Annotated in this window: 20 protein-coding genes; 9 read left to right on the forward strand and 11 right to left on the reverse strand. The window is 71.4% G+C overall.

Annotated features, from left to right (window positions below; genetic code table 11):
- Positions 1–107 precede the first annotated feature (107 nt).
- From AHOG_RS20265 to AHOG_RS20280, 4 genes are all read right to left on the reverse strand, one after another.
- Complete coding sequence (locus tag AHOG_RS20265; RefSeq protein ID WP_245856346.1) at positions 108–1,745, reverse strand: ABC transporter permease; 1,638 nt, start codon at positions 1,743–1,745, stop codon at positions 108–110.
- Positions 1,742–2,659 (reverse strand): ABC transporter ATP-binding protein, encoded by a 918-nt coding sequence (locus AHOG_RS20270; RefSeq protein ID WP_093942753.1) that lies wholly within the window; start codon positions 2,657–2,659, stop codon positions 1,742–1,744. Before AHOG_RS20270 ends, AHOG_RS20265 begins: the two co-directional genes overlap by 4 nt.
- A gap of 422 nt (positions 2,660–3,081) precedes the next feature.
- Positions 3,082–3,750: a potassium channel family protein gene (locus AHOG_RS20275; RefSeq protein WP_093942754.1), complete on the reverse strand. Its 669-nt coding sequence runs from the start codon at positions 3,748–3,750 to the stop codon at positions 3,082–3,084.
- A complete protein-coding gene (locus AHOG_RS20280; RefSeq protein ID WP_425427559.1) occupies positions 3,743–5,116 on the reverse strand; it encodes a TrkH family potassium uptake protein in 1,374 nt (457 codons plus the stop codon). The genes AHOG_RS20275 and AHOG_RS20280 overlap by 8 nt, the downstream gene beginning before the upstream one ends.
- Before the next feature lie 530 nt (positions 5,117–5,646).
- Between AHOG_RS20280 and AHOG_RS20290 the strand changes: the two genes are divergently transcribed.
- Complete coding sequence (locus AHOG_RS20290; protein WP_093942757.1) at positions 5,647–6,150, forward strand: DinB family protein; 504 nt, start codon at positions 5,647–5,649, stop codon at positions 6,148–6,150.
- A gap of 104 nt (positions 6,151–6,254) precedes the next feature.
- Here the strand turns inward: AHOG_RS20290 and AHOG_RS20295 are convergent, their stop codons facing one another.
- Together AHOG_RS20295 and AHOG_RS20300 are read right to left on the reverse strand one after the other, a co-directional pair.
- Positions 6,255–8,060 carry an MFS transporter gene (locus AHOG_RS20295; RefSeq protein WP_245856347.1) on the reverse strand — a complete coding sequence of 602 codons (1,806 nt, stop codon included), beginning with the start codon at positions 8,058–8,060 and terminating at the stop codon, positions 6,255–6,257.
- A 356-nt stretch (positions 8,061–8,416) separates the two neighbouring features.
- Positions 8,417–9,409: an NAD(P)/FAD-dependent oxidoreductase gene (locus AHOG_RS20300; RefSeq protein WP_093942758.1), complete on the reverse strand. Its 993-nt coding sequence runs from the start codon at positions 9,407–9,409 to the stop codon at positions 8,417–8,419.
- An 81-nt stretch (positions 9,410–9,490) separates the two neighbouring features.
- Here AHOG_RS20300 and AHOG_RS20305 point away from each other — a divergent pair, with 81 nt between their 5' ends.
- The 4 genes from AHOG_RS20305 (at position 9,491) to AHOG_RS20320 (ending at position 12,525) form a co-directional block, all read left to right on the forward strand.
- Positions 9,491–10,075: a helix-turn-helix domain-containing protein gene (locus AHOG_RS20305; RefSeq protein ID WP_184451028.1), complete on the forward strand. Its 585-nt coding sequence runs from the start codon at positions 9,491–9,493 to the stop codon at positions 10,073–10,075.
- 122 nt (positions 10,076–10,197) lie between these two features.
- Positions 10,198–11,091: a class I SAM-dependent methyltransferase gene (locus AHOG_RS20310; protein WP_093942759.1), complete on the forward strand. Its 894-nt coding sequence runs from the start codon at positions 10,198–10,200 to the stop codon at positions 11,089–11,091.
- Between the two features lie 177 nt (positions 11,092–11,268).
- Positions 11,269–12,096, forward strand: coding sequence for a DUF1684 domain-containing protein (locus AHOG_RS20315; protein ID WP_093942760.1), 828 nt, complete (start codon positions 11,269–11,271; stop codon positions 12,094–12,096).
- Positions 12,097–12,162: 66 nt separating this feature from the next.
- Positions 12,163–12,525, forward strand: a complete 363-nt coding sequence (locus AHOG_RS20320; RefSeq protein ID WP_093942761.1) for a nuclear transport factor 2 family protein — start codon at positions 12,163–12,165, stop codon at positions 12,523–12,525.
- Positions 12,526–12,887: 362 nt separating this feature from the next.
- Here AHOG_RS20320 and AHOG_RS20325 read toward each other — a convergent pair whose 3' ends face one another.
- The gene (locus tag AHOG_RS20325; RefSeq protein WP_211290458.1) at positions 12,888–13,448 is read right to left on the reverse strand and encodes a phosphotransferase family protein; all 561 of its coding nucleotides are present in this window, start codon (positions 13,446–13,448) and stop codon (positions 12,888–12,890) included.
- 556 nt (positions 13,449–14,004) lie between these two features.
- Here AHOG_RS20325 and AHOG_RS20330 point away from each other — a divergent pair.
- Positions 14,005–14,883, forward strand: a complete 879-nt coding sequence (locus AHOG_RS20330; RefSeq protein ID WP_093942762.1) for a manganese catalase — start codon at positions 14,005–14,007, stop codon at positions 14,881–14,883.
- A 407-nt stretch (positions 14,884–15,290) separates the two neighbouring features.
- Positions 15,291–15,506: a CDGSH iron-sulfur domain-containing protein gene (locus tag AHOG_RS20335; protein WP_093944646.1), complete on the forward strand. Its 216-nt coding sequence runs from the start codon at positions 15,291–15,293 to the stop codon at positions 15,504–15,506.
- Between the two features lie 263 nt (positions 15,507–15,769).
- Here the strand turns inward: AHOG_RS20335 and AHOG_RS20340 are convergent, their stop codons facing one another.
- The 3 genes from AHOG_RS20340 to AHOG_RS20355 form a co-directional block, all read right to left on the reverse strand.
- A complete protein-coding gene (locus AHOG_RS20340) occupies positions 15,770–16,783 on the reverse strand; it encodes an iron-containing redox enzyme family protein (RefSeq protein ID WP_184451030.1) in 1,014 nt (337 codons plus the stop codon).
- Positions 16,784–17,994: 1,211 nt separating this feature from the next.
- The gene (locus AHOG_RS20350) at positions 17,995–18,591 is read right to left on the reverse strand and encodes a GNAT family N-acetyltransferase (protein WP_093942765.1); all 597 of its coding nucleotides are present in this window, start codon (positions 18,589–18,591) and stop codon (positions 17,995–17,997) included.
- A gap of 562 nt (positions 18,592–19,153) precedes the next feature.
- Positions 19,154–19,720, reverse strand: a complete 567-nt coding sequence (locus tag AHOG_RS20355; RefSeq protein WP_093942766.1) for a TetR/AcrR family transcriptional regulator — start codon at positions 19,718–19,720, stop codon at positions 19,154–19,156.
- A gap of 54 nt (positions 19,721–19,774) precedes the next feature.
- On the opposite strand from AHOG_RS20355, the gene AHOG_RS20360 reads away from it, so the two are divergent.
- Positions 19,775–21,121: an MFS transporter gene (locus tag AHOG_RS20360; protein WP_342746037.1), complete on the forward strand. Its 1,347-nt coding sequence runs from the start codon at positions 19,775–19,777 to the stop codon at positions 21,119–21,121.
- A gap of 6 nt (positions 21,122–21,127) precedes the next feature.
- On the opposite strand, the gene AHOG_RS28780 is transcribed toward AHOG_RS20360, so the two are convergent.
- Positions 21,128–21,328, reverse strand: coding sequence for a hypothetical protein (locus AHOG_RS28780; RefSeq protein WP_157736943.1), 201 nt, complete (start codon positions 21,326–21,328; stop codon positions 21,128–21,130).
- A 30-nt stretch (positions 21,329–21,358) separates the two neighbouring features.
- Between AHOG_RS28780 and AHOG_RS20365 the strand changes: the two genes are divergently transcribed.
- Positions 21,359–21,829, forward strand: a complete 471-nt coding sequence (locus tag AHOG_RS20365) for a DIP1984 family protein (RefSeq protein ID WP_093942768.1) — start codon at positions 21,359–21,361, stop codon at positions 21,827–21,829.
- Positions 21,830–21,919: the final 90 nt, after the last annotated feature.

A 21,919-nucleotide genomic window follows, 5' to 3' on the forward strand; every position in this document is an offset into this window, starting at 1 on the left:
GACTCTCGACAGACGGACGGCGGAGGCCCGAGGCCGCCGTCCCGGCCTCCCCGTCCTGGTCGTCGAGGGAACGTCGTTCCCGGTGGTGTCGTCGGGAGCGGAAGAGGTCAGACGCCGAGATCTCGCCGTGCATGTCCGACGGTACCGATGACCGCGAGGGCGAGCGCGATCGTCGAGGACACCGCGAGGCCCGTCCAGTCCGGCGGAGAGTGCGGAACCGCGGCAAGGTGCGCGAAGGGCGAGAGGTCCCCCACCCACGCCGGGGCGCCCGTGCTCTGCGCCAGGACGTCGAGCAGGAAGCCGCCGACGGCAGGCAGGCAGCCGACCAGGAGGACCGCCCGCGGCAGCCACCCGAGTGCCGCCGTCGCCGCGCCGATGCAGAGCAGGCTGATCGGCACCAGGTTGAGTGCGCCGGCAAGCGCCTCACCCACTTCCAACGGTGCCTGGACGATGCGGGTGCCCGCCCACATCGCGAGACCCACCACGGTGAGCAGCAGCAGAACGCACGCCAGGGTGACGGCAAGCTCGACGGCCACGATCCGTTGTCGGGATGTCGAGGTGGCGAACAGGGAGACCGCACGTCCGCTGCGCTCGTCCTGCCGCATGGCGGCGATGCGCGTCGCGGCGAAGCACCCCACCGGGATCGCGAACAGGGTGAACATCGTCGCGGCATAGCCGGTGGTCGCATCCAGGAGACCGAAGCCCGCTGCGGCGGCCAGTTCGGTGAAGCGGGGACTGCCTGCGAGGAAGTCGGTGATCGAGACGGCCAGCAGCCCGATCAGTCCGGCGAAGGCGGCCAGGCCGACCGTCCAGCCCGCCATCGGGGGGAGCACCCGCCGGATCGCGAACCCGGGGAGGGACCCGAGGAGCGTCATCCGGGGGGATCGTCGGGCCGTCAGCCGGAGCAGACCCGCACCGGCGTCCCGCATGCGTGCGATGACGACCGCACTCGCCGCGAACAGCACCGGCATCAGGAACAACACGAGGAGCGGAGCCGGTCGATCATGCGCGTAAGGACCGACTTCACCGACGAGGCCGAACGGCGTGAACCACCGCAGCCAATCCAGCTGCTCCGCACCGTCCGCGACCATCCTCGCCATCATCGACGCGGTCAGCAGGCCGAGGCCCAGCCCGGAGGCGGCGGCACGAGTGGGAAGGATCTGAGCGCACAGCGCGCCCACCGCCGCGAACCCGACGCCGACCCCGACCAGTCCCGCGGCGTACAACACCGAACCGACCACCGCCGTGCCCGAGAAGACCAGCGTGCCCGCGAGGACCGCGCCGATCACGGCAAGGCACCCGACGAGCACTGTGAGCGACAGGGCCACCAGATGGACCCGGGTCGGCTGCCCCGCGAGGAGCAGGTCCGAACGCCCGGCCTCCTCCTCGCCCCGCGTGAGACGGGTCACCGTCACGCACGCCCAGACCCCGACCAGCACGGCGAACACCGTGCCCGTGCGCCAGACGGTGAAGCCGCCCGGATCATCCAGTGCCACCGGATCGCCGAAGAGGATCCGGATCGCCGGATTCTCCGTCAAAGCCGCCAACGCCTGGGCGTCCAGCACCCCGGCGAACATGGTGTGAAACTGCCCCGCCACCAATCCGGAGAGCCCCGCCACGACGACCAGCACCACGAGCGCGCTGCGGCGGATCTGCTGGAGATGCAGCGCGGCGACGGCCGGCAGAGCCCGCCTCCGGACCGGGCGCGACGTCGATCGCGGTACGGTCCGCTCCGCCGAGGTCATCGATCCCGCTCGCCGTAGTAGTCGAGGAAGATCTCCTCCAACGTCGGCTCGCGGACCTCGATGGTCTCGACCTCCGCCGCGGCCAGCGCGCGCAGCGCCGGACCGGCGGGGCCGGACATGGTGAACCGCAGTCGGGAGCCGCCGAGGTCCTCGGTGTCGAGCACGCCGGGCGTCCGTGCCAGATCAGGCGGATCACCGGTGAAGGAGACCTCGACCTCGGTACGCCGCAGCCTGCGCAGCTCCGCTATCCGAGCCACCTCCGCCAGCCGCCCGGACCGCAGGATCGCCACCCGATCGCAGAGTGCCTCGACCTCGTCCAGCAGATGAGAGCTCAGGAACACCGTCTGACCTCGGTCCCTGGCCTCGACCACGCACCGGCGGAACTCGCGGTCCATCAGCGGGTCGAGACCGCTGGTGGGTTCGTCGAGGATCAGCAGCGGCGCGCGAGTGGCGAAGGCGGCCACCAGCGCGACCTTCTGACGATTACCCGTCGAGTACGTCGCCGCCGCTCGATCCAGGTCCAACGCGAACCGGTCGATCAGAACCTCCCGATACGCGAGGTCGACCTCGGAACCGGTTCGCGCGAGCAGGTGAAGAATCTCGGCACCGGTCAGCGAGGGCCACAACGCCACGTCGGCAGGCACATAGGCCACATGCCGATGGGCTCGTCGGACATCGCGGACGTCGTCACCGAACAACGACGCGCTGCCTGCCGAGGCACGCACCAGACCGAGGAGGAGACGAATCGTCGTCGACTTTCCCGCGCCATTGGGGCCGAGGAAACCGAAGACCTCACCACGACGGACGGTCAGGGAGAGGTCCGCCACCGCCGTCGTCCGTCCGAAGCGCTTGGTCAGCCCGCGTGCCTCGATCGCGGGCTCCGACGGGCGGACAGGTTCAGCGAAGGCGGCCATGACGTTCCTCTCGACGACGGATCACCCGTTGCCGACCAGACTTCCCGGCGCACCAGCCCGAACCGTACTCCGGTGATCCACGAGCGGTCCACACCGACCTGCGCGGAGCCCGCGGTGTGCTCCGGGGCGCAGGACCTCCTGGAATCGCGGTGCGTGTCGCCGACCAGGTCGGCGGAGAGGTACGGCGGGCCCGTCCGCCAGCCCCTGGGACCGCCGCGGCGGACTGAACCCTGTCTCCACGCACCGCGGGCCCTCTGGTCACCACCTCCGACGCGTGCTGACCCCGTCCGTCCGAGGCCCCGCCTGCCGCCGCTCCCGGGGGACGACACCGGCGAGTGTCTGGAACGCGGGGACGCCGAACGTCTCCTCGCGTCTCACCGGGTCGACCGGCCGGCGGCGGCCTGCGTGATCACAACCGCTCTTCAGTCCAACTCCGCGAAGCGCTCGGTATCGACGGCCTTGCCCGCCACGATGAGCAGATCTCCGGCACGTACCAGGGTGTCCGCCGTGGCGTAGCTGAATCCCTCACCCCGACGCTTGATGCTCACCACGGTGATCTTGTGCTTGGAACGGAGCTGGGCCTCACCGAGCGTACGACCGACCGCCTCGGCCGGCGCGGTCGTCTTGACCATGGCGTAGTCGTCCTCGAACTCGATGTAGTCCAGCATGCGGCCCATCACCAGATGCGCGACCCGCTCTCCCATGTCGTGTTCCGGCAGCACGACATGGTGCGCACCGACCCGTTCCAGGATGCTGGCATGCTGTCGGGAGAGTCCCTTGGCCCAGATGTTGGGAATGGCGAAGTCCCCGAGCAGCGACGTCGTGAGGATGCTCGCCTCGAGATCGGCCCCGATCGACACCACCGCTCGATGGAACCGATGGACACCGAGCTGATGCAGCGCGTCCTCATCAGTGGAGTCGGCGACGGCGGCGTGGGTGACATGGTCGGCATATCGATCCACGATCTTCGGATTCGAGTCGATGGCGAGCACCTCCGTCCGCTGTCGCATCAACTCCATGGCGACGGAGCCCCCGAACCTGCCGAGCCCGATGATGACCGCGCGATTGGTCGCAGCGTCCTTCTTAGCCAACGATGGGTCGCTCCTCCGGTAGTTCGTATCGCCGCGGCCGGTCCCGCAGCGCCAGTGCCGCGGCGAGTGTGACGGGGCCGAGCCTGCCGATGAACATCAGTGCCGACATCAGCACCTGTGCGATGGGTGGGAGATCCGCGGTGATCCCGGTGGACAGGCCGACCGTCGCCACAGCCGAGATCGACTCGAACAGCACCTCGTCGAGGCTGAACGGCGTGATCGACAGCAGCGTGATGGTGGTGAGCATGACAAGGCCCACGCTCAGCAACGCGACCGTCAACGCCTGCCGCTGAACGCTGGACGCGAGCCTGCGCCCCATCACGTGCACCGTGGGCTCGCCCCTGATCTCGGCCACGATCACGAAGGCCAGCAACGCGAAGGTCGTGACCTTGATCCCGCCTGCCGTGCTCCCGCTGCCGCCACCGATGAACATCAGCACGTCCTGTACGAGCAGACTCGCCGAGGTCATCTCGCCGACGTCGACGCTGTTCAAGCCTCCGGATCGTGGCATCACCGCCGCGAAGAAGCCGGCCAGCAGCTTCGTGGGCACGCCGAATCCGCCCATCGTGTGTTCGTTACGCCACTCGCTCGCCGTGATGAAGACGAAGCCGATCAGCAGCAGCAGCGCCGTCGCGCCCAGGGTGATCTTGGCGTGCATCGACCATCGGTGCGGGCCGCGGAGCCTGCGTCCCACTTCGAAGAGCACCGGAAAGCCCAGCCCACCGGCGATCACCGCGAGGGAGACGGTCAGGGAGATCCATGGATCGGCGACGAAGCGCGTCATGCTGTCGCTGTGGAGTGAGAACCCCGCGTTGTTGAATGACGCGACCGAGTGAAAGATCCCGGAGTACACGGCGTCGCCGGGGGAGTAATCGTAGGCGATCAGCAGCCTCGCGCCGAGAACCACGGCGATGACCACCTCGAAGAGGAGGCTGAGCCTGATCACACCGATGACGACTCTGCGCACGTCTCCGAGCTGGAGGCTTCGTGTCTCCCGCTGAGCGGTCAACTCCATCCCGAGACCGAGTCTGCGGGACACCAGCAGGCCGAGGATCGAGGCCAGCGTCATGATGCCGAGCCCGCCGGCCTGGATGAGGACCAGGATGACGACCTGTCCGAAGGTCGACCAGTGCGACCCGGTGTCCACCACCGCCAGGCCGGTGATCGAGACCGCCGACGTCGCGGTGAACAACGCATGGACGAAGTCGGTGGACTCCCGACTGGCGGCCGCGACCGGCAGGCTGAGCAACGCCGTGCCGACGCCGACGGCCATCGCGAAACCGGCGACCACCGCGCGGGCAGGCCTGCCCGCCGTGGGAAGAAGCCGCCGCAGGCGACTGCGCCACGACCGTGGTCGTGCGTCCACAGACCCCTGTGAGCCGCGCCGACTCATCGCATCCCTCAGCCTTTCGCGACAGCCTCGCGCCGCCGAACAGGACGTGACCGCTCGTCCCCCGGCTGAGCAGCATAGCCCCTCGCCGATCCACGGCGTGGCAGTCTCCGCGGGTGGGGCGCATGCCGCCGAACGGTGTGATCACGGGGCGGCGCGGACGCAGGTCTTCACCGCAGGCGGTCGGAGCGGCGGCTCGCGCCTCGCGCGAGGCGCACCCCACTCGAGGCGATGCGGTACGCGGCGGACGACATCCCGTCGGCGCCGCATCGCGACGAACACGTCCGGTACGTGGGCAAGGCGAGAACGACGGGTCGCCGAGTGCGGGTCGCCACGCGTCTGCGTTGCGTGTGCGCGACGACCCAGGTCGGCGACGCGAGTTCGCGTCCCGTCCGCGGTCTCCGGCACGCGATCACGCGGCCCGAGCGATGAGGACGGCTCGATGGTGAGGCGGCTGTGGTCGGATGTCGTGCGTCGCGAGGCGCGGTGCTTCGTAGGCTGGGTCCGTGAACGGTGATCGAGCTCGGCGGCGGGGTCCGTTCGAGGTGCCGCTGGACGACGAACGCACCCAGTTGGACGCGTTCCTCGAGGAGTATCGCGGTGCCGTCGAGCGGACCCTCCTCGGTCTCACCGAGGAACAGACTCGCCGCGGGCTCGTGCCCTCGGCGACGACGTTGCTCGGCCTGGTCAAGCACGTCACGTGGATGCAGCGGGTGTGGTTCGAGGAGTGCGTCGGCGGCACGCCCCGCCGAGAACTCGGGCTGGTGCCGAGCGTGGACGACTCGTTCCGACTCTCCGATGACGACACCGCGGCCTCGGTGACGGCAGCGCATCAGGAGGCCTGCGCCGCGGCCCGGGCGGCGAGCGCGGCTCTGTCGCTGGACGCCGTCGTCACCGGTCACCCCGCGGGCCCCCGCACGCTGCGCTGGGTGTACTTCCAGGTGCTGCGGGAACTGGCCCACCATTGCGGACACGCCGACATCCTGCGTGAGCAGATACTCGCCGACTGAGTCCCGAGGGCAGGGCCTCGGCGGTCGCCGTCGATTCGACGCGAGGCGGTGACCGGTCGATGCGGAGACGGCCGCCGCGGCTCCGACCCGCCTGCTGATCGGCATCAGCGGGGCGGCAGCGGTCCCGGTCCGAAGCCGAGCACCGCGTCGCCGGGTCTGGTGGGCGGCCGAGGCTGACGCGCGTGACGGCTTGGAGGGCGGCAGCACGACAGCCGAGGCCGGGGCGATGGTCTCCTCGCCCCGGCCGTCGGGTTCGACGACGGCGGCCGCGATCTCACCGCCACTCGGGTGACGAGGCCACTCGGGTGGCGAGGGGTCATGAGGTCACGGGAGCGGCATCGCCGGTGGCATGCCCGGCGGCGGGTGTCGCGCTCGCGGGCCTGCGGACGAGGAGATGGACGAGGAGCGCCCCCAGCACGGCGACGCCCGCCCACATGGCGGTCTGCCAGCCGTCGACGAAGGATTCTCGCGCCGCACGGATCAACGTCTGAGCGCCCGTGTCCGCACCGGCCGCGGCATCGAGGGCGTTGGCGATGCCCTCTCGGGCCGGGGCCGCGAGGTCGGCGGGGAACCCCGTCGAGTCTGGGGGTGACGGCAGTGCGGTAGGCGGCCGACAGCAGCGCTCCGAGCAACGCGACGCCGAGCGCGGTGCCGAACTCCCGAGTGACGTCGTTGAGCGCGGAGGCCACGCCCTGCCGGTCCCGAGGCAGCGCGCTGGTGATGGCCTCCGTGGCGGGCGGCATCGACAGGCCCATGCCCACTCCCATGGCGATCATGCCCGGCAGGACCGCGGGATAGCCGCCGTCGACGGAGACGAGAGTGGCCAGGAGCGCCAGACCCACGCCGGCCAGCAGCACCCCGGTCGTCATCGTCGCGCGAGCCCCGACCCGCTCGGCCATGCGCGGGGCGAGGCCGGAGGAGACCATCATCAGCCCGGCCATGGGCAGCAGCGCCACGGTCGACAGCAGGCCCGACCAGCCGAAGACGGTCTGAAAGAACGGATACAGGACGATGGAGACGCCGGCCTGCACCCCGAAGACCGCCAGGAGCGCCACGGAGCCGGTCGCCAGGCCGCGTTCGCGGAAGAGGCGGACATCCAGCAGTGGTGCGCGGTGGCGCAGTTCCCAGACCACGAATCCGGCGGCGCCGAGGACGCCGACGAGCAGGCTGACGACGGTGTCGGGTGCGGACCAGCCCTTCTCCGGACCCTCATGCAGGGCGTAGATGAGGCCGACCACGGCGAGGGCGGCGGCCAGCGAGCCGACCGTGTCGAAGGAGCCCCGCGCGGCCTCGCGGGAGTCGGGGACCGAGCGGAGCACCATGCCGGCCGCGACGAGGACCAGTGCGACGGGCAGTACGAACAGGAAGCGCCAGTGCACGACGTCGACGAGGACGGCCGAGAGGAACATGCCCAGCAGACCGCCGCCGCCCGCGACGCCGGTCCACACGCCGATCGCCCGGCCGCGCTCCTTCTCCGGGAAGGTCGAGGTGATCACGGCGAGCGTGACGGGCATGATCATCGCCGCTCCGACCCCGCTGAGCACGCGTGCCGCGATCATGAGCGCCGCCGACGGGGCGAGGCCCGCGACCACGTTCGCGACGCCGAAGACGGCCAGTCCCGCCAGGAGCACGGGTCTGCGTCCCCAGCGGTCACCGACCGCACCGAGCGGCAGCAGCAGCGCGGCCAGGGTGAGGATGTAGACGTTGATGATCCACAACACCGTGCCTTGTGGTGCGCCGAAGTCGACCGCGAGGTCCGGCTGGGCGACGTTCAGGCCGGTGACCGAGGAGATCACCGCCATCAACGCGACGGAGACCGCGATCAGGATCGTGCGACGTCGACGGACGTCCGCGACCACGGCGGTCGGGCCGGTCGGAACGGCATGCTGCTGTGGTGGCCTCGAGTTCATGACGTCCTCTCGGGGGCAGGGCGGTCTCACGTCGGAGCGGGCAGGCATGCCGACGCGGCCGTGGCGGCACGGCGCGGCCGTGATTCGGGTGCGGCCGGGAGTGAGGCGGCCGCGACTCGGTGCGGCCGTGATGTGGTGCGGCCGCGACTCGGGCAGCCTGGATTCCGCGTGAGCCCGGCGTGGCACGGCCGAATTCCGGCGCGACCACGGCTCGGCGCGACCGTGGGGATGGATGCCGGGACGCCTGCCGATCCGGGCGGCAGGCGGCTCGGGGCAGGCGGTTGCGCGGTGGCTGGTTCCGGAGCCGGAGTTCAGAAACAGTCGACTCGGGAACAGCGGACTCGGCGGCAGCCGACTCAGGAGCGTGTGTCGGCTGCCGCGGCCGACCGGGCGGCGTCGGTGTCGGCGACGGCGAGGTGGGCGTTCAGATGGGCGCCCGCGAGGGCGCCTGCCGCGGCGGCGGCGCCGACCTGCGCGGTCACGTCGGTGGCGTTGCCCGCCACCCAGACCCCCGGCACCTCGGTGGTGCCCGCCATGCCGCTGCGGAAGCGGCGGCCCATGCCGCCCGGCAGGTCCTCCATCGGGAGTGCCAGCCCGCCGAGCCCCTCGGCCCGCGCCCGCGTCGCGGTGGCGACCGCGAGCACCCGCCGGGACACGACCTGCCCGTCGGCCAGCAGGACCCCGGTGATGCCGTCCTCGTCGGCCCGGACCTCGACGATCGGGGTGTCGACGACGCGGATGTCGCGAGCGGCGAATCGGGCACGCGTGTCCCGGTCGAGGTCGGTGTCTCGGGTGAAGTACACCAAGTCCTCGGTCAGCTGGCGGAACAGCAGCGCGTGGTGGACGGAGGCGGGCCCCGCCGCCAGGATGCCGACGGGTTCGTCCCGGACCTCCCATCCGTGGCAGTACGGGCAGTGCACCACGCCGCCGCCCCAGTGCGGGGCCAGGCCGGGGATGTCGGGGAGCACGTCGCGCACTCCGACGGCCACGAGTACTCGGCGTGCCCGCACGATGCCGCCGTCCAGGGTGATGGTGAAGCGAGGGTCGCCGTCGGCCGACGGCGCGGCGGGCTCGGCGGCGGTCACCACACCGGCCACCAGCCGACCGCCGTAGCGACGCACCTCCTCCCGCCCGCGGCGCAGCAGCTCCGCCGGTGGGGTGCCGTCCAGGCCGAGCAGCCCGTGCACCTCCTCGGCCGGGGCGTTGCGGGGTGTTCCGCCGTCGATCACGACGACGGATCGGCGGGATCGGGCCAGCGTCAGCGCGCCGCTCAGTCCGGCGGCGCCACCGCCGATCACCACGGCGTCGACGGTGTCCTCCGGTAGCGCATCGGCTCGGGTGTCCGACATGGCGGTGTCTCCTCTCCGACTGACACGAGGTCGCACCACGACAGTAGGCATTCCTTGCGACTACGGCATAAGATCGTGCCTATGACGCAAGATGATGGCGAGTTGGACGGCCTGGTACGCAAACGCATCCGAGCGCTGCGCGTCGCGCAGGGCTGGTCACTGGAGGAGCTGGCCACCCGCGCCAGGATGAGCCCCTCCTCACTCAGTCGCATCGAGAACGGTCAGCGTCGTCTCGCCCTGGACCAGCTGGTCACGCTAGCCCGCGCGCTGGACACCTCACTGGATCAACTGGTCGAGACGGACACCGACGACGTGATCACCAGCCCGATGATCGACGGCGCCCACGGCGTGCTGCGGTGGCCGATCAAGGCCGAGCCCGGGATGACCGTCATGCGACAGCGCATCACGACTCCGCCGCCGGACGATCCGGCGGGCATGCGCGCGCACCCGGGCCGCGAATGGCTCGTCGTGCTGTCCGGCACCGCCGTCCTACTGCTCGGCCACCGCAGGCTGCGCATGGAGGCCAACCAGGCGGCCGAGTTCCCGACGATGCTTCCGCACGCGATCGGCACCGCGGGCGGCCCCTGCGAGATCCTGGGCATCTTCGATCGGGAGGCCCGCCGCGGACACCACGCCGACCAGCGAACCCGGCAGGCCGCGGACTGATCACGCGGGTCGGCCGGCCTCCTCGTGGGCTTCGTTGCGCGGCGGGCCGACGGGACACGGACCGCCTTGCTGCTTAGGCAAGGTCTGATGCATCTGGCGCATGACGGCCTTACGGTGATGCCATGACGCCCACCGCGCACGGCCATGCCCACGCCTCCCACGACCACGACCCCGACCACCGACACGGGGCGGGCCACGGACCTCGGGAGGGAGTGGACGACCAGGCGGAGATCCTGGATCTCGACGCCGAGGTCCTCGCCGAGCACACCGGATCGATCGTCGAGGGGCTGCCACTGGCCGTCGCACCCCGGCACATCGTGGACCTGGGCTGCGGCACCGGCGCCGGGACGTTCGCCCTGCTCGCCCGTTTCCCCGAGGCGCGGGTCACCGCCGTGGACCACTCAGAGGCACACCTCGAGCGCCTGCGGCGGAAGGCCCGGGAGCACGGTTCCGCCGATCGGGTGCGCACGGTCCAGGCGAACCTCGACGCGCCGTGGCCGGACCTCGGCAGGCCCGAGCTGGTGTGGGCGTCGGCGTCCCTGCATCACCTCGCCGATCCCGATCGCGCCCTGCGGCAGGTCCACGACACGCTCGCCCCCGGCGGGCTGATCGCCGTCGTCGAGCTGGCGGGCTTCCCCCGCTTCCTCCCCGAGGACGCTCCCGAGGAACGCCCCGGCCTCGAAGAACGCTGCCACGCCGCCGCCGACCGCCGCCACGCCGGGCACGTCCCCCACCGGGGAGCCGACTGGGGTCCCCTGCTGACCGCTGCGGGCTTCACCGTCGAGGACACCCGGACGATCAGCGTCGACGTCGAGCACTCCCGGTCCTCCGCGGTCGGTCGCTATGCCCTCAGCGGCCTGCGGCGCATCAGGAGTGGCGTCGCCGAGGCGCTTCAGCCCGAGGACCTCGCCGCGCTGGACCGGCTGCTGGACCCGGAGAGCCCGCACAGTCTCCTGCGCCGTGACGATCTCGCGGTACGCACCGAGCGCACCGTGTGGGCCGCCCGCCGGGCCTGATCCCGGCCGTTCGAGAACCACCGCGACGCCACGACGGCGACACGAACGCCGAGTGGCCACAGGCCCCGAACCTTGCGCCACGAACAAGAGATATTGCCGATACGGCATGAAGGTCGACGGTCGATCACCGGATCAGCAGCCCTTCTACCAGGGCGCACAGCGGAGAAAGGACATCTCATGACCCTTGAGCATGATCTGCAGAACCAGCGGGACGTGGCCGGCGTGCCCGCGAGCCACGAGGCGTGGCGCGCGGCCAGGTGGGACGAGATCGCCGGGCCGAACGGCAAGGCGAAGGTCGTCGCGAACGGCAGGGTGAGCGGCCCGGAAGCCCGGGGCATCCCGGGGATCCCCGGTCGATGGCGCGTCACGGAGGCGGGTGCCCTGACGGTGTCGGCCGCGGCAGGCGACGACGTGACGATCAACGGCGAGACACTGGACGGAACGGCCGACGTGCCGTCCGGCAGCTCGCTGGGGTTCTCCGGCGGGCGAGTCGGCTTCGCGGGCGGCGCGGACGGGTTCTTCGGCGTGGTCGTCATGGACCAGGCGGCTCTCACCCGATCGGGGCTGTGCGGGATCGACACCTATCCCTACGACCCGGCCTGGGTCCTCCACGGCGAGTATCGGGCGGCGCCCGAGGGTCGCCGTATCGAGGTCGGGCGCCTGACGACGCCCCGTAGTACGGAGGCCGTCCTGGCGCCCGTCGACCTCGTCGTCGTCATCGACGGCACCGAACACGTGCTCTCGGTGCTCGAGGACATGCCGGGTCAGCGTCTCGTGATCTTCACCGATGAGACCAACGGAGGCGAGACCCCCGACATCGGCCGCTGGCTGGTCCTCGAACCTCGGGAACCCGGCGAGACCATGACCGTCGACTTCAACCAGGCGACGCTCTCGCACCATCACCTGGCGCCCGCCGTCTTCACCTGCCCGCTGTCACCACCCGACAACCACCTCGCCAGGCGAGTCGAGGCGGGTGAGCGCGCCTTCGTCCACGCCGCCGACTGAGCGTTCCCCCGTGCCGGCCCCACGACGCCACTCCCCCGCGCCCCGCACAACGAAGGAGTCACCACCATGAGTCAGGACCTCGCAGACAAGGCCGTCGCCTACCTCCGCCACCTGGAGAACCAGGACTGGGGCGCCGCCCGAGCGATGTGCTCCGCGACGGCCACCGTCTGGCACAACGACGGAAAGGGCGACTCGACGATCGACGAGAACATCGCGGGCATGGAGGCCCAGATCGAGCCCATCCAGTCGATGCGCTACGACATCACCCGGCAGTTCTCGAAGCCCGGCGAAGTCCTTCAGCAGCACGTCGTGAACGTGGCCATGAAGGACGGAGCGCTCTTCCGGGTCGACGCCGCCGTGTACTTCCGCTTCGAGGACGGCCGCATCACTCGCATCGAGGAGTACGCGGGAATGCCCGGCACCGGCTGAGGCCCGTCGTCGCGACGGGCCGTCCGGGTCCCGCCCGGTCTGAGGCTGGCCGGGCTTGAGTCCGGGCTCGGGCTTGGGACTGGTGCCTAGGACATGGCGGGGCTGGGCTGGGACAGCAGAGCGGCCGTCTGCGGGCCACCGGACGGGCTGGGCGAGGCCGACACGTCGTCGACGCTCCCGCAGCCCGGCCTGCCGGTGTCGCGCCCCGCGACCGTGGACGGTGGTCTCCCCGCCACCGCGCATGCCCACGAACAGACCGAAGCGCGGCGAGCCGGAGTCGTCGGCGGGCGGGGCTGCCCGCCGACGATGCACGCCCGGCACCGGCCGGTTCCGGCAACCGGACGGATCCGACTGCCCGTGCATCAGCCGCGCCCGTGCAGCCGGCTGCGGAGCTCCTCCCACTGCGAGTCGAGGCGAGGCGGCCGCCGGAGGCGGGGGTCGCCGGCTGCCTCGGAGTACAGCCGACGTTCGCGGGAGAGCACCATCGCCCGGTTCAGCAGGAAGGACGCCTCGATCCCGGCGTCGCGGACCAGGGTCTCGACCGCGTCCTGAGCGCCGGGGGTGGCGGCGAACAGGGTGTGCGACATCGCCAAGTCGAATCCCGGCAGGAACAGGCCGGTGAACTCGAAGTCCAGGAGCACGCGGTCACCCGACTCGGTGAGTACCAGGTTGGCGGGCAGCGGGTCGCCGTGTTGGACCTGCCGCAGCGGCGGTTGTCCGGCAGGCAGCGCGTGCAGGGCCGCCCGGTCGGCGGCGTCGAAGAACCCGGCGCGGTGATGACGCTCCACCCGCTCGCGGTAGTCGAACACGTTCAGCCGCACGTCCCGAGGCGGCGTCCAGGAGGCGAACCCGGTGACCGTGTGGAGCAGCGCGTGCGGAACCTCGGTGGGCACCGGCCGCTCGGGATGCCCCTCGGTGTCCAACCGGCCTGCCCGCGACGTACTCGACGACCAGGACGCCGCGGCCGTCGGCATGGAGCAGCGCGGGCACCCGGATCGGCGGCGGATGCTGTCTGAACGCCTGGTAGAGCCGCGTCTCGTGGTCGAATCTCGCCTGCCAGACCGGGTCGTCGGTGCGCAGCAGCTTGATCACCGCGGGCACGCCGCCACGACGGCCGAGCACGAGCAGCGACTTGTCGCCCGCGGACAGCACCTCGCTCGGCACGACACCACCGAGGTCGACGCCGCTCAGGTCGTCGGGCAGACCGGCCATCCGGTTGTCCTCTCCGCCGAGATCGCACGAGGCCGGTCGCCCGGCATTCCGAAGCGAATCTCGGATCATCAGCCTGCCGGTGTGTCCGGAGGCCTCCGCGTTGCCACGGAGCATGCGCGGTCGCGGGCTGCCCACCGCCGGTACCGCCACCACGCGGAGACCCGGTCGTGCGGGCACCGGCGGCTGGGGTGTAGGCCACGGTGCCTCGGGTACGCAGTACTGCCGCCGGGAGCCCTCGGCTGGCAAGCCGACCCGAAGGGGGCCCGCGTGTTCCGTCACACGAAGCTTCTGCAGTTCGAAGCCAAGCCGGAGAAGCCCGACGCGGCCTACGCACGCAAACTACAGGAGCTGATCGGCGGAGCGTACGGCGAGATGACGGTGACGATGCAGTACCTGTTCCAGGGCTGGAACTGCCGCATCGAGGGCAAGTACAAGGATTTGATCATGGACACGGCCACGGAGGAGATCGGGCACGTCGAGATGCTCGCCACCATGGTCGCCAGGCTCTTGGAGGGCGCACCCGCGACCGTGATGGCCGAGGCGGTGCAGGACCCGGTGACCGCCGCCGTCATCGGCGGCATGGACCCGCAGCAGGCGATCATCGCGGGGGGCGGCGCGCTGCCGAACAACAGTCAGGGCGTTCCGTGGAACGGCGCCTACATCGTGGCGAGCGGCAACCTGTTGGCCGACTTCCGGGCGAACGCGGCGGCCGAGGCGCAGGGCAGACTGCAGACGGCCAGGCTGTACAACATGACCGACGATCCCGGCGTCCGCTCCATGCTGCAGTTCAACCTCGCCCGGGACACCGTCCACCAGAAGCAGTGGCTCGCGGCGATCGAAGAGCTGGAGGAGGACGGCCTGGAGACTCCGATCGCGCCCAGCGCCCTGTTCGACGAAGAGGATCAGGTGCACAACAACACCGTCTGGCGGCTGTCGGACGGCCACGACGGGAGCAAGGGCGGTTGGAGCAGCGGCCCCGACGGCATCGAGTACCTGAAAGACCCCCGGCCGCTCGGCGGACCGGGGACGGCGCCGAAGCCCGACCCCGCGCTGTACGGCACCTACGAGCCGGTGCGCGACGCGATGGGGACCATGAAAGGGAAGGCGAAAGAGGTCAAGAACCGGCTGACCGGGAAGAACCGTTGACGGTGTGATCGTCGTCGAAGCCCGTCCGCGGCGACGGGCAGGCACCGAGGATCGTTCGCACGCCGCCGTCGGGATGATTCGGCGATGGGCACGACGACACCGTGGGGCGGTGGCCGTCTGCCCCGCCGAACCACACGATGACGGACGGCGGCGGCGCGGATGACGACACCGGTGGCGGTGGCAGTGGCACCGGCGGCGACGCTGTCGGCTCGGCGATGAGGCGACCTGGCAGGCGCGACGGCGACGGGGCGACGCTCACCCGTCGCGGTGCGATCTCCGCGAGGGCGGTCCCGGCCTGTCGCCCAGGGCCGGCCTCCGGCGTGTCCGGCATCGAGCGCGGTCGCCGGGGCGTCGGTCGGGCACGGCCTGGGTACCTCAGTGACGTCGTGACCGCGAAGGAGGTCGTCATGTCCGAAGAGTCCGCCGCCGAGGTCGTGGTGTACGAGAACGGGCCGCTGGTGCTCCGCGGCGACGTGGCGATCGTGGGTCAGGACGGCGCCCCCGTCGACGCGCGCCGCCGGACGGTCGCCCTCTGCCGGTGCGGCCGATCCGCGGTGAAGCCCTTCTGCGACGGCAGCCACAAGGTCGTCCACTTTCGCGCGCCGGGGCAGGGCCTCCGCTGACCGGCCCCGGTCGACGAGCTCCGGCGGGCCACGTGCGTGCCCCGGACTCCACGGCCTGCCCGCCTGTCCCCGGCCGTGTCCCCTCGCCTCGACCGGACGTGCGAGCCCGCAGGCGGGCCGGCGGAACACCAGGTCGGCGAGCTCGGCCTGCCCGTATGCGGCGACGCGGTCGTAGGAGCGAGCCCACTGACGTTCGTCGACGTGGATGTCGGTCTCCAGGCCGACCGCTCGCCGACCCGGTGGTGCCCCGTGTCCGACGTCGGTCACGCCGCCACGGAGATCGGCCCGGACAGCGAGGAGGCACCGTCCGCCCAGCTGCGCAGCAGCCGCGCCGCCAACAGGCCGTCGAACATCAGCGCGGTCGCCGCGCCGAACACCACGTCCGCCCGAAGGTCGGGCTGCTCCCGTACCAGGCTTCCGCAGAGGTCGTGCGCGGCCAGCTGCTCGTGGACGGAGTCGGCCTCCACGTGCTCGTCGAAGAAGAACACCGCCTCGTCGTCCAGCCCGAGTCTGCGCATGCCTGCGGCGATCCGCCTGCTCGGCACGGAGGAGGTCATCTCGAACGCCGCCAGATGGCCCACCAGCGCGCCGCGCAGCCGTCGGTGCAGGCCGAAGAGGGAGATGGCGTTGTTCAACGCCAGGGTGGTCGCAGGCACGACGTCGACGTAGGCCAGGTAGGCGTCATCGAGCCCGACGCCGCGCATCGTCGCGCGAAACAGCTCCGAGTGCATCCGCTCCGGCCTGCCCCCGCCGTACTCGTCGGCCTGGATCTCCACCAACGCGGCCTTGGCCGGTCCAAACAGCCGAGGGATGGCCCAGCTGTGCGCGTCGGCCTCCTTGAGCTGGTACATGGACCGGTGGATCAGGAACTCCCGAAGCTGCTCAAGGGTGCCGTCCTGCTGGAGGTAGGCCGCCACCGACGGCGAGTCGTCGGCCGCCGCCAAGGCGAAGAGCCGTGCGGGCAACTCCTCCTCCGAAGGTTCCGGAACAGAGATCCGCGCGCGCAGGGCCGCCTCGAATCGACGTTCGGCGGCGGCCCGCACCGCGAGCAGCGACGGGGCCCACTCCCACCGCTCGTCGACGCCCGCGAACCCCCGATAGTGCAGCTCGTAGGCGATGAAGAGCGTCAGTTGCAGGTCCTCGTCGGCCTCGGCGGCCTCGACCTCTTCGGCGGCACACCAGCTCGTCTGCGGAACGGAGAACTCGTGCGGTGGTCGACGCAGCTCCTCGATCACCTGAGCACTGATCTCACCTCGGGCGGACGGCAACCTGAGCATCGGGGGGCCCTTCGACGTGGGGGCTGGGCGACACCTGGACGTACCCGGAGAAGCGGCGGACAAACCGTCGGCGGCTCGCGGGTCGAGCCCCCGCGTGAAGACACGCGCACGCCGGTGGCCGGGAGGTCGGCTTCGAGGGGAACACGCGCCACGACGAAGGGGCTGCGGCATCCGACGAAGGGGCGCGGTCGACAGACTCGACGGGACGATCGCGCGCCCCGGCACTGCGCTCCGCAAGGCCACGGCACCCACGCGGCCGCCGCCCAGCCGCCGAACATGCCGGTCGAGCCCCCTTCGGTGACACGGCCCACCTCGCCGCCGGGTCGAGCCGCGCCGTCACGGCACACAAGGTCTGCTGATCCTCGATCACGACCGTCGCGCCGATCCCACTGACGGGAGAAGGACCATGCGACGTCGACGACGCAGGACCGGGCCGGGTGCGAGAGGAACGACGGTCTCGGAGGAGTGCACCCGCTGACACCGCGGCGACTTCGCCCGTCCCGACGTCGTGAGCTGCTGCACCGTCGGCTCCACACCGTCACCCACGGCGGTCCCGGCGGCGTGGCCGTGTGGCGGCCCGGCGCCCGGCGATGTGACGGCCCGACGGAGTGGCGGCCCGGCGGAGTGGCGGCCCAGCGGCACGGCGGCACGGCGGCCCAGCGGCACGGCGGCCGGCTGCGTGGCGGCTGGCGGCGTGGCGGCGTGGCGGAGTGGCGGCCCGGCAGAGTGGCGGCCCAGCGGCGGGGCGCGGGCCTCGCAGTCGCTCCGGCGGCGGATGGTGCCCGCGGGCGGCCGGTGGGAGTGCCGGGTGAGCGCTGGCCGCGGCCGCAGGCGGAGTCTTCCGTTGGTACCGGCCGCAGGCAGTCGGTGTGGATCGGCGGCCGCCGTCAACGTGCCGCCTTCGGCAGGCGGGGTGCCGACGGGAATGTGGTCGTCTGCCGGCGACGGCAGCCCGTGGCAGCTGCCGGTCGACCAGTTGCCGGTGGCGCCTGCCGACAACGCCCGCCGGTTACCGACGGCCGGCAACCCTGCGGGTCTCACGCAACCAGTGGCATCGACTGGACCGCCGGCTGTCAGCGGCACCCGCAGACCACACGCCACCAGTGGCATCAGCCGGTCGCCCGCTGCCAGCAGTACCTGCGACCGGTGGCGCCGACGTCGATCGACACACGCCCCGGTGCATCCGCGAGCGGTCGGCGGCGAACCGTCCCTCAGTCCTCCGCCGGGGCCAGCCGCCGATAGAAGTGGAAGGCCGTCGACTCGGATTCCGCTGTCCGCCAGTGCCTGCCGAGCAGCATCGGCAGCGGAGCGCCGTCCTCGAGGACGGTGAAGCCGTGTCGGGCGAGGAATCCGCGAAGCGGCTCGGTCTGTTGATCGACGGCGACACGGCCGAACCAGACCCGGACGCCGCGGTCCCGCAGCCGACGGCTCAGGTCCGTCAACAGCAGGCCTCCGATCCCCTGCCCGCGGGCCTCCGGCAGGACGGCCAGCCGCTGAAGCTGACTGTGCCGATCGAGCACCGGGCCGAAGTCGAGCTCGCGTGGCAGCCTCTTTCCCGCCATCAGTTGCAAGGCACCCCCTACCGCGATCTGGGCGCGGCAGCTGAGCGCGGCGCCGAGCAGTCGGCCGGTCTCGGGATCGTGATAGCGCAGCACGACCGGGGCGTAGAGCTCGTCAAGCTCGGTCATGGGCACGGTGTCGGGTGCGGTCCCGGGCGCGACGGCGGTGAGGAGATCGAGCACGTCGCGGCGGCTGTCGTCGGTGGCGGCCTCGGAGATCATGCCGAGAGTGTCGCCCGGAGTCGTCATCGCGCTCCACCCGGCCTGCGGCGACGATCGGCCGGGCGCGGACCCCGCCGCCGCTGCGCCTCCCACACCGCCTGACCAGGAATCAGCGCGGGCAGCACCATCCGCCCGGCAGCACCGGGACGGTTCGCACCGCGTCCGGCACCCGGCTGCCGCCGAGAACGGGGATCGACGTCGTACTGATGACCTGTCGCCGTGGTCACCGACCGGGGTGGTCTGGTGGCCTCCACGGGCCACGGCAGTGGCCCACGGACCGAAGAGGTCTTCTGTCGGCGAGGCGATCTCCCACGCCGAGGACTCCCCACGCCGGAATGGTCTCCACACTCCAGAACAGCAATCCACAGACCAGAACGGTCTCCGGGTCGGCCAGGCGACCTACCCACGCCGAGGGTTCCCCCACGCCGGAATGCTCTCCGCACTGGAGAACGCTGCTCCACGGACTCCAGCGATCTCCCCATCGGCGGGGTCGTCTATGCCGCCGGGTGGTCACCGAAGCGAGCCGGCCCGCCCGTGCCACGGCAGCCGTCGGACACGGTCACGCATCGCGGGTGCGGGACGCGTCTCCTCAGGGCTGCTCATCATCGAGTCGGATGATCGCGTCGACGACGGCGGCGACGTCGGAGCGCCGCATCGGCGTGGCGTCCATCGCGTCATGGATGGTGAGCCCCTCGATCAGCGCGTCGAGGGCGCGTGCCGTACGCGCGGTGAAGTGCATGCTCAGGCTGGCCCGGCTGGCCGCCATCCAGTCCCGCATCACCTCGACGAGCTGCGGCCGCCGCAGGGCGTATGCGTAGAGCTCCAGGGTGAGCCGCATCTCTCGCGGCGTGCCGTACGCCGCGCCGGAGATGATCTCCACCACCGCGGCACCCGCCTGCTGTCGGTCTCGTGCCTGGCTGATGAGGTCGCGGTAGCGAGTCGACATCGCGCTGGTCAGCCGGCTGAAGGCCTCGAAGAGGACCTCGTCCATGCCGGTGAAGTAGTAGCTCATGGAGCCGAGCGGGACTCCCGCCGCCTCGGCGATCCGGCGGTGCGTCGTGCCCGCCACCCCGCGCTCGGCGATGACGTCGAGAGCCGCCTCGATGATCCGGTCACGCCGTTCCGGATCGGGCGGCCTGCGGGCGGGAGGGGCCACGGCGACACTCCTCGATCGGTCACGGTCGCCGAGATCTTCTCACGTGCTGTTCCGGTGGGTACACTTCGCGAGTGTACGTTTGTACACTCGCCGGATCGGTCGCCCGGCCCCGAGCCGCCGGCTCCGCCGCCTCTTCCGTCCGCTCACCGCGACAGAAAGCCGTTCATGGACCTCGTCCTGCGCAGACGCCGCTCCGCCCTGCTCCTCGCCTTCTTCATTCCCGGCATCTCCATGTCGTCCTGGATCACTCGCACCCCCGCGATCCGAGACATCCTCGGCGCGTCGACCAGCGAGATGGGCCTGGTGCTGTTCGGTCTGTCCGTCGGCTCGATGTCGGGCATCCTCAGCGCGGGCCTGCTGGTACGCCGCTTCGGGACGCGCCCCGTGGCCGCCGTCGGCCTGACGCTGATGATCGTGGGCATGGCCACGATCGCGCTCGGCGCCGTGACCTCGGTCGCCGTCGTCGTCGCGGCAGGACTCGCCTTCTTCGGCGGCGGAATGGGCTCCGCGGAGATCGCGATCAACATCGAGGGTTCGGTCGTCGAACGGATACAGGGGCGTCCGCTGCTCACCACCCTGCACGGCTGCTTCAGCCTCGGCACCGTCGCAGGCGCGGTCGCGGGCATCGCGCTCACCGCGGCCGACTTCCCGGTGGCGTTGCACCTGTCGTTGATCGCGCTCATCACGATCCCGGCGGCGGTCTGGGCCGTGCGCGCCATCCCGGCAGGCACGGGCATCGGGGCTCGCACCCCCGAGGCTCCCTCGACACCAAGGGCTTCGGCAGCGATCTGGCGAGACTCCCGGCTGGTGTTGATCGGCCTCATCGTGCTGGCGATGGCCCTCGCCGAGGGCGCGGCGAACGACTGGCTTCCCCTCCTCATGGTGGACGGCCACGGCTTCGACGCCACGGCGGGCTCGCTGATCTTCGCCGGCTTCGCCGCGTCGATGACCATCGGACGCTTCTCCGGCGGGTTCTTCCTGAGCCGCTTCGGTCGGGTCGCCGTCGTGCGAGCGAGCGCCGTCTTCGGCGTGATCGGGCTGGCGCTGGTGATCTTCGCCGAGCATCCCGGCCTCGCGGGGGCGGCCGTGGTCTTCTGGGGTCTGGGCACCTCCCTGGGCTTTCCGATCAGCATCTCGGCGGCGGGCGACTCCCCGCATGATGCGGCGCGGCGCGTCAGCGCCGTGGCCACCACGGGCTACGTCGCCTTCCTCGTCGGACCACCACTGCTGGGTTTCCTCGGCGACGAGTACGGCCTGCGTGGGGCGATGGTCGTCGTACTGACGTTCGTCCTCGCCGCCGTCTTCCTCGCCCCCGCCGTCCGGCCCACGCGTTCACCATCCGCGGGTCAGCGCACTGACACCCCGTCAGGTGAGGACGACGTCAGGACGACGTCAGACTGATGTCCCTCAGCCGAACAGCTTCCCCAGCCGAACCCTGGCGGCGGGCCGGGCGAGGAGCCGCACCAGCCGGACGACCTCCTCCGGCGAGCGCCGCTCGCGCCCTCCTGCCTCGCGACCTCCGTTCCTCGGTCCCGTTCCTCGGCCCCATTCCTCGGTCCCGTTGCTCGGTCCGGTTCCTCGGCTCCCCGGTGATCCGGGCTGTGACACGATCGGCTCTCCCGGTGTGAGGAGGGCACGATGAAGCTGGGCGAGGCGCTCGCGGCGCGGGCGGAGGCGACACGGCGGATCGAGCAGCTGCGAGCCCGAATCGTCGACAACGCCCGTTACCAGGAGGGTGAGGCCCCGTCAGAGAACGCCGCCGATCTACTCGGCGAAGCCGAGGAGGCCTGCGCCGAGCTGGAGTCGCTGATCCGTCGGATCAACCGCACCAACTCCGTGACCCGGTTGGGCGACGGCACGATCACCGACGCGCTCGCACGACGCGACGGCTTGCGACTGCGCCACAGCGTCATCACCGACGCCGCCGATGCGGCGGCCGGGCGGCGGGACCGCCGAGGGGGCGCGCGACAGCTTCGTTCCGAGCTGATGTTCCTGGCCGCGCTGCCCGTCGCCGACCTGCGGGCGCAGGCGGATCGGATCGCACGGGAGATCCGCGCGGTGGACGTGGCGATCCAGCGGAGCAACTGGGAGGTCGACCTGCTGGACTGACCGGCGGGGCGACTGTCGGCAGCAGCGAGTAGTCGCCCGAGAAGCGAACACCAGCCGAGGGTCGGCGGTCTTCCGACTCCCTCCTGGCGC

Origin of the sequence: Actinoalloteichus hoggarensis, from assembly GCF_002234535.1 — a bacterium.
GTDB classification, from domain to species: domain Bacteria; phylum Actinomycetota; class Actinomycetes; order Mycobacteriales; family Pseudonocardiaceae; genus Actinoalloteichus_A; species Actinoalloteichus_A hoggarensis.